The organism is Streptomyces sp. FH025 (genome assembly GCF_017427025.1).
Taxonomy (GTDB): Bacteria; Actinomycetota; Actinomycetes; order Streptomycetales; family Streptomycetaceae; genus Kitasatospora.
On the sequence record NZ_JAFLNG010000388.1, the window covers coordinates 1 to 7,443 of the forward strand.

6 protein-coding genes and 1 pseudogene are annotated in these 7,443 nt (G+C 73.7%); 3 read left to right on the plus strand and 4 right to left on the minus strand.

Annotation, left to right across the window (positions count from 1 at the left end; translation table 11 throughout):
* Positions 1-14 precede the first annotated feature (14 nt).
* The 3 genes from mmpB to J0670_RS24520 are packed head-to-tail and all read right to left on the minus strand — an operon-like array spanning position 15 to position 2,145.
* Positions 15-296, minus strand: coding sequence for a morphogenic membrane protein MmpB (gene mmpB / locus J0670_RS40605; protein ID WP_374223156.1), 282 nt, complete (start codon positions 294-296; stop codon positions 15-17).
* A gap of 10 nt (positions 297-306) precedes the next feature.
* Positions 307-528, minus strand: a complete 222-nt coding sequence (locus tag J0670_RS24515; protein ID WP_207813821.1) for an acyl-CoA carboxylase subunit epsilon — start codon at positions 526-528, stop codon at positions 307-309.
* A gap of 27 nt (positions 529-555) precedes the next feature.
* Positions 556-2,145 carry an acyl-CoA carboxylase subunit beta gene (locus J0670_RS24520; protein WP_207813822.1) on the minus strand — a complete coding sequence of 530 codons (1,590 nt, stop codon included), beginning with the start codon at positions 2,143-2,145 and terminating at the stop codon, positions 556-558.
* 289 nt (positions 2,146-2,434) lie between these two features.
* On the opposite strand from J0670_RS24520, the gene J0670_RS24525 reads away from it, so the two are divergent.
* The 3 genes and pseudogenes from J0670_RS24525 to J0670_RS39475 all read left to right on the plus strand — a co-directional run.
* Positions 2,435-3,328 (plus strand): biotin--[acetyl-CoA-carboxylase] ligase, encoded by an 894-nt coding sequence (locus tag J0670_RS24525; protein WP_207813823.1) that lies wholly within the window; start codon positions 2,435-2,437, stop codon positions 3,326-3,328.
* Positions 3,329-3,501: 173 nt separating this feature from the next.
* Positions 3,502-4,623 carry an adenylate/guanylate cyclase domain-containing protein gene (locus tag J0670_RS24530; protein ID WP_207813824.1) on the plus strand — a complete coding sequence of 374 codons (1,122 nt, stop codon included), beginning with the start codon at positions 3,502-3,504 and terminating at the stop codon, positions 4,621-4,623.
* Between the two features lie 377 nt (positions 4,624-5,000).
* Positions 5,001-6,158, plus strand: a pseudogene (locus tag J0670_RS39475) (diguanylate cyclase domain-containing protein); the annotation flags it as partial.
* A 621-nt stretch (positions 6,159-6,779) separates the two neighbouring features.
* Here the strand turns inward: J0670_RS39475 and J0670_RS24540 are convergent.
* Positions 6,780-7,403, minus strand: a complete 624-nt coding sequence (locus J0670_RS24540) for a TetR/AcrR family transcriptional regulator (protein WP_207813825.1) — start codon at positions 7,401-7,403, stop codon at positions 6,780-6,782.
* Positions 7,404-7,443 lie beyond the last annotated feature (40 nt).

Consider the following 7,443-nt stretch of genomic DNA (forward strand, 5'->3'; position numbering starts at 1 on the left):
CCGGTGTACGCCGTTCAGGTGAACCAGCGGGAGAGCATGACCAGGACGGCGCCCACCAGCACCAGCGCGGCGAGCACCCGGCCGGCCCGCTGCATCCGCTCCTGCATGCGACGGGCCTCGGGCGAGGGCTCATCGCGAGGGTCTGACCAGAGCACCCGTCCAGAGTGCGCCGCGGGGGGCGGGGGCGCCTGAGTATCCGTACTCAGGTTCCGGGCAAAGCGGGCGGAGCGGCCTGCTTGCGCGGGAGGTGGGCCGGGTGGCGCGGGAGGTCGGCCGGGCCGATCCTTCCGCGCCACCCGGCGGTGTTCAGTGCGCCCAGCCCGACGTCCGCCAGGCGTTGACGCCCGGGCGGATGGTGGGGCGGAGCAGGCGGGAGCGGTCGTTCCAGGGGGAGTCCGGGCTGGCGCCGGCCAGGCGCGCCGTCTCGGCGGCGGCCTGCGCGGCGGCGGCCCGGGCCTGGACCACCGCCAGGACGGTGGCGAGCTCCTCGGGGGTCGGCTGCCCGTGCAGCACGTGGATCGGGGACATCTGGTTCTCTCCCGGGAGGGATGGGGCCTACAGGGGGATGTTGCCGTGCTTCTTCGGCGGCAGCACCTCGCGCTTGCCGCGCAGCGCCCGCAGGCCCCGGACGATGTGGCGACGGGTCTCGCTGGGGGCGATCACCGCGTCCACGTAGCCGCGCTCGGCCGCCAGGTACGGGTTCAGCAGGGTGTCCTCGTACGAGGCGATCAGCTCGGCGCGGGTCTCCTCGACGGTGCCGGCCGCCTCGGCCTCGGCGATCTCCCGGCGGTGCAGGATGTTGACCGCGCCCTGCGCGCCCATCACCGCGATCTGGGCGGTCGGCCAGGCCAGGTTGAGGTCGGCGCCCAGGTGCTTGGAGCCCATGACGTCGTACGCGCCGCCGAAGGCCTTGCGGGTGATCACGGTGATCAGCGGGACGGTGGCCTCGGCGTAGGCGTAGATCAGCTTGGCGCCGCGGCGGATGATGCCGTTCCACTCCTGCTCGGTGCCGGGCAGGAAGCCGGGCACGTCCACGAAGGTCAGCACCGGGATGTTGAAGGAGTCGCAGGTGCGGATGAAGCGGGCGGCCTTCTCGCTGGCGTTGATGTCCAGGACGCCGGCCAGGTCCATCGGCTGGTTGCCGACGATGCCGACCGCGTGGCCCTCGACCCGGCCGAAGCCGGTGATGATGTTGCCGGCGTACAGCGGCTGGGTCTCCAGGAAGTCGCCGTCGTCGACGATGTGCTCGATCACCGCGCGCATGTCGTACGGCTGGTTCGCCGAGTCCGGCACGATGGCGTCGAGTTCGAGGTCCTCGTCGGTGATCGTGAGGTCCGCCTGCTCGGGGTAGGACGGCGGGTCGCTCAGGTTGTTGGAGGGCAGGTACGAGAGCAGGCTCTTGACGTACTCGATCGCCTCCTTCTCGTCCGAGGCCAGGTAGTGCGCGTTGCCGGACTTCGTGTTGTGGGTGCGGGCGCCGCCCAGCTCCTCCATGCCGACGTCCTCGCCGGTCACGGTCTTGATCACGTCCGGGCCGGTGATGAACATGTGCGAGGTCTGGTCGGCCATCACCACGAAGTCGGTGATCGCGGGGGAGTAGACCGCGCCGCCCGCGCAGGGGCCCATGATCAGCGAGATCTGCGGGATGACGCCCGAGGCGTGCACGTTGCGGCGGAAGATCTCGCCGTACAGGCCGAGCGAGACCACGCCCTCCTGGATCCGGGCGCCGCCGGAGTCGTTGATGCCGATGACCGGGCAGCCGGTCTTCAGGGCGAAGTCCATCACCTTGACGATCTTCTCGCCGAAGACCTCGCCGAGCGAGCCGCCGAAGACGGTGAAGTCCTGGGCGAAGACGGCGACCTGGCGGCCGTCGACGGTGCCGTAGCCGGTCACCACGCCGTCGCCGTACGGGCGGTTGCGCTCCTGGCCGAAGTTAGTCGAACGGTGCCGGGCGAACTCGTCGAACTCCACGAACGAGCCCTCGTCCAGCAGCTCCACGACCCGCTCGCGGGCGGTCTGCTTGCCCTTGGCGTGCTGCTTCTCCACGGCCTTGGACGAGCCGGAGTGCACCGCCTCGTCCAGCCTTCGCCGCAGGTCGGCGATCTTGCCGGCGGTGGTGTGGGGGTCGTACGGCGCCTCGGTCATCCGGTGGCTCTCCCTGATCCATGGCCGCGACCTGTTCGAGTGCGCGCGGGCCGGGGTGGGGGCTCGCGCAGGAGGGCAGGGCGGCGCTGCGACTACCGCTGGGTAGCGTAGCCAGCGCGGAGGGCCGGACGTAACGTCCTGGCGTTATGGCCAGCGACACAGTGTGTCCACGCGGGTTCTGAGGGACGATGGGGCGGACTGCGCCACCGGCCCACGCCCCCGGACTCCGTCCGCGCCCCGCTCCCACGCCCTGCGCGCCCCGGTTCCGTCCACCGCCTAGGGTTTCCCCATGACCGCACCCGAGACCCCCCGCCGCAGCGGACTGCGCGGCTTCGGCCGCACCGGACCGTCCCCCTGGACCGACCTGGACCGGCCGCCGCTGGACCAGGAGGGGCTGCGCCGCGACCTGGTGGTCCCGGGCGGGCTCTGGACCTCGCTGGACGTCCTCGCCGAGACCGGCTCCACCAACAGCGACCTCGCCGAGCGGGCCCGGGCCGGCGCCCCGCAGGGCGCGGTGCTGGTCGCCGAGGCGCAGAGCGCCGCGCGCGGGCGGATGGACCGGCAGTGGACCGCCCCGGCCCGCTCCGGGCTGTTCCTGTCCTTCCTGCTGCGCCCCGAGGAGGTGCCGGTCGAGCGGTACGGCTGGCTGCCGATCCTGGTCGGGGTGGCCGCGGCCAGCACCCTCGACCGGGTGGCCGGGGTCGAGGTCGGGCTGAAGTGGCCGAACGACCTCCAGGTGGAGATCGACGGCGCGGAGCGCAAGCTCGGCGGCATCCTCACCGAGCTGAGCGGCGGCGCGGTGGTCGTCGGGATGGGCCTCAACGTCTCGCTGCGCGAGCAGGAGCTGCCCGTCCCCACCGCGGCCTCGCTCGCGCTGGCCGGCGCGGTGACCACCGACCGGTCCGTCCTGCTGCGCGCCCTGCTGCGCGAGTTCGCCGGGCTGTACCGCGAGTGGACGGCCGCGGCCGGGGACCCGCACACCAGCGACCTGCTGCGCGCGTACGTGGACCGCTGCACCACGCTCGGCCGCCAGGTGAGGGTGCACCTGCCCGGCGACCGCGAGCTGCTCGGCGAGGCGGTTGCGGTGGACGGGGACGGCCGCCTGGTGGTGCGAACGGCCGACGGCGCACGCCGGGCGGTCGGCGCGGGCGACGTGGTCCACGTTCGCCCCGAGCCCCGCTGAACGGCAGGCTTCACCTCTCCTTGACCCGGACGGATGCTCCGGATCGAGCGATTCCGTGCGAACATTCCACCTGGCAGCGGTGTGAGGCGCGCCACTGCCCGCCCGGGTGGCGGACGGCGCGCCCGGACAGGTAGGACACGAGGCGAGTGCGGCGACCGCACGGGGACGGACCGGTGGCAGAGGACGGCGGCAGCGGGACAGCGGGCGGTCACGACCCCACGGTCGCGCTCGAACTGGAACGCCTGATCCTGGACGCACCACGCCGCTACACCCCGTACCAGGCCGCGCGCGCCGCCGACGTCCCGATGGAGCTGGCCACCCGCTTCTGGCGGGCCATGGGCTTCCCCGACATCGGCCAGTCCCGGGCGCTCACCGACGGCGACGTGATCGCGCTGCGGCGGCTCGCCGGGCTGGTCGAGTCCGGGCTGCTGAGCGAGTCGATGGCGATCCAGGTGGCCCGTTCCACCGGCCAGACCACGGCCCGGCTGGCCGGCTGGCAGATGGACACCTTCCTGGAGAACCTCACCCAGTCCGCCGAGCCCGGGCTGACCCGTGCCGACGTCGCGTACCCGCTGGTCGAGCTGCTGCTGCCGGAGCTGGAGCAGTTCCTGGTGTACGTCTGGCGGCGCCAACTGGCCGCCGTCACGGGCCGGGTGGTGCAGGCGGCCGAGGACCACGAGATCACCAGCGGTCGGCTCGCGGTCGGCTTCGCGGACCTGGTCGGCTTCACCCGGCTGTCGCGGCGGCTGGAGGAGGAGGAGCTCGGCGAGCTGGTCGAGACCTTCGAGAACACCTGCTCCGATCTGATCGTCGGACAGGGCGGTCGGGTGATCAAGACCCTCGGCGACGAGATCCTCTACGTCTCGGAGGACCCGTCCACCGCCGCCGAGATCGCGCTCAGCCTGATCGAGGCGCTGGCCGAGGACGACACCATCCCCGCGCTGCGGGTCGGCATGGCCTTCGGCACCGTCACCCAGCGGATGGGCGACGTCTTCGGCACCACGGTGAACCTGGCCAGCCGGCTCACCTCGATCGCCCCCAAGGACGCGGTGCTGATCGACGGCGAGTTCGCCGCCGCGCTGGAGCACAACGGCAGCGTCGCCCCGGCCGACTCCGAGGGGCCGGGCCTGGCGGAGGCGCTGTCGGCGGCGGCCGGGATGCCGGCCTCCGGGCTGCCGCTGCCGGGGCCGGAGCTGGGGGCGCGCTTCCACCTCCAGCCGATGTGGAGGCGGCCGGTGCGGGGGCTGGGGCTGGTCGAGCCGTGGCTGCTGTCGCGGCGGCTGAAGGCGGAATAGGGGCCCGGCGCGCGGGGCACCTCTCCGGAGTGCCCTCTCCGGAGTGCCCTCTCCGGAGTGCCCTCTCTGAGTGCCCTCTCCGAGTGACCGAACGGTTCAAAGTTGTACGTTTGTTGGCGCATCTCGATGTATCTCGGTGCAAACGGGGCATAACCGAACGAAACCGCCATAGTCTTGGTGCAAGCGGCCGGGCGGTGCGGCCGGTCCGGGGCCGCAGGCCCGCACGGGGGTCTGGCAGGACCGAGCACAGGGAGCGAGGCGAGCCGGTGAGCAGTGAGGCGATCATGACGGACCGCGGCTGCGACTGCGCGGGCTCGCGCGACCCCGACCCGCTGCCCGACCTGCGCTTGCAGTCGGTGGTCGACCTCGCCCAGGACATGGCCGGCGCCCTCAGCCCGCTGGAGGCCGTCCGGGCCGCCGCCGTCCGGGCCACCGAGGCGCTCGGCGCCACCATGGCCGCGGTCTCGGTCTGGGACCGCGAGTCCGGCCGGCTGCGGGTGCTGGTCAACCACGGGGAGCTCGCGCCCGGCGAGGAGGAGCTGCCGGAGGACGAGTCGTACCCGGTCGCGGACTTCCCGGAGATCGTCACCTACCTGGAGGAGCGCTGGACCACCGGGCGCCTGCCGCGCGCCTGGCTGCAGACCGCCGAGAACATCGAGCCGCACGTCGGTCACACGCACCCGACCGCCGGCGCGTACTGCCAGGAGCGCGCCGCGGCGCTGCGCCGGCGCGGGCGGGCCTGCTGCGTGGTCGCGCCGATCGTGCTGCACGGGCAGGCCTGGGGCGAGCTGTACCTCGCCCGGACGGTCGGCATGCCCGAGTTCGTCGAATCCGACGCGGACTACGCGACCCTGCTCGCGGCCCAGATCTCGGCCGGGCTCGCCCAGACCGAGCGCCTCGCCGACCTGCGCCGACTGGCTTTCACCGATCCGCTCACCGGCCTGGCCAACCGGCGCGCGGTCGACGCCCGACTGGAGGGCGCGCTGGAGGCGCACAACCGGGACGACACCGTGGTCTCGCTGGTGGTCTGCGACGTCAACGGGCTGAAGCGGGTCAACGACCAGCTCGGCCACGAGATGGGCGACCGGCTGCTGGAGCGCTTCGCGCACCAGCTGTCGCTGGCCGCCGCCAAGCTGCCGGGCAGCCTCGCCGCCCGGCTCGGCGGGGACGAGTTCTGCCTGCTGGTGGAGGGGCGGAAGGCCGACGAGGTGGTCGCCGTCGCCGAGGAGCTGTGCGCGCGGGCGCTCGCGCTGTCCGAGGGTGAGGGGGTCGCCTGCGGCGTCGCCTCCACCGGGGACTCCATCGGGCCGGTCACCACCCCCGACCGGCTCTTCCGGCTCGCCGACGCCGCCCAGTACCGCGCCAAGGCCGCCCGCGCCGCCCACCCGGTGGTCGCCGGGCGCAGCCACGGCCCCGGCTTCTCGCCCGACCCCACCGTGCTGCTCGCCGACGCCGCGGACCCGCACCACCGCGCCGACGGCCGCCGCGGGCCCGGCGGGCGGGTGGGCGCGGCCGACCGGCGGCGCTTCCGCGGCGCCGCCCACAGCGCCGACCCGGGGCAGCTGCTCACCGCCGTCCTCGCCTCGCTCGACCAGGCCGCCGCCGCCCGGGCCGTCCACCCCGCCGACACCCTCGGCAAGCTGGTCGTCGTCGCCGAGACCGCCGCCCGGCTGTTGGACGCGGTCGGCTGGTGGGTCTCGTACGTCCCGCCGGGCTCGCAGCTGATGCGCACCGTCCAGCACGCCGTCTACCGGATGACCAGCGGCCCCAGCAGCCTCCGGGCCGAGACCCAGCGCGCCCAGATCGAGGCCCCCGACGCCGTCTTCGACCTGCGCCACTACCCGATGACCCGGCGGGCGGTGCGCGGCGGTGGCTTCGCGCTGCGGACCGGCGCGGCGGGCAACGACCCGGCCGAGGAGGCCATGCTGGTGGTCTCCGGCTACCGGGGCATGGTCGCGGCGGGCGGGCAGAACCCGGCCGGGGGCTGGCTGGTCGAGCTGTTCGCGGACGACGCCACGTTGCCGCTGGGGCAGGCGGCCTGCGCGATGCGGGCCCTGGTCTCGGTGGCGCTGGCCGGTCCGGCCTCGCCGCCGCTGGTCTGAGTCGTCGCTGGTCTGAGCCGTCGGCGCGGGCGCACGTAGGGGAGCTGTGCGCGGTCAGGCGTCGGAACGGCCGTCGGCCGTGGGCGGGTTGAGGGCGCGCAGGACGGCGTCGACCAGGCGGTCGGTGAAGTCGTGGTCGACCGGGCCGAGTTGGTGCAGCCAGCGGTAGTACAGCGGGCCGTAGAGGAGCTCGACGGCGAAGTCGAGGTCGGTGTCGGGGGCGAGCTGACCGGCCTCGCGGGCGCTGCGGAGGCGGTCGCGGGTGACGTCCAGCAGGGGGTCCAGCAGCCGGGTGCGGTACTCGGCCTGCACCGCGGGGTCGCTCAGCACCTCGGCGTTGATGGCGCGGTAGGTGCGGTCGAGCACGGGGTCGGTGAGGTCGTCGGCGCTGAACCGCAGGACGATCCGCAGATCGGTGGCGAGGTCGCCGGTGTCGGGGAGGGCGAAGTCGCCTTCCACGCGCGCGTTGGCGGCGAGGAAGGCGTCGAAGACCACCGCGCCCTTGGAGGGCCACCAGCGGTAGATGGTCTGCTTGCCGACGCCGGCCCGGGCGGCGATCGCCTCGATGCTGAGCTTGCCGAAGCCGACCTCGGAGACGAGTTCGTGCGCGGCGGTGAGGACGGCGGAGCGTGCGCGTTCGCTGCGCCGGGCGGGGTCGGGGGCGGTTCTGGGGGCCATGCCGGAAATTCTATGCAAGCCGTCGAGACGAGACGTATCG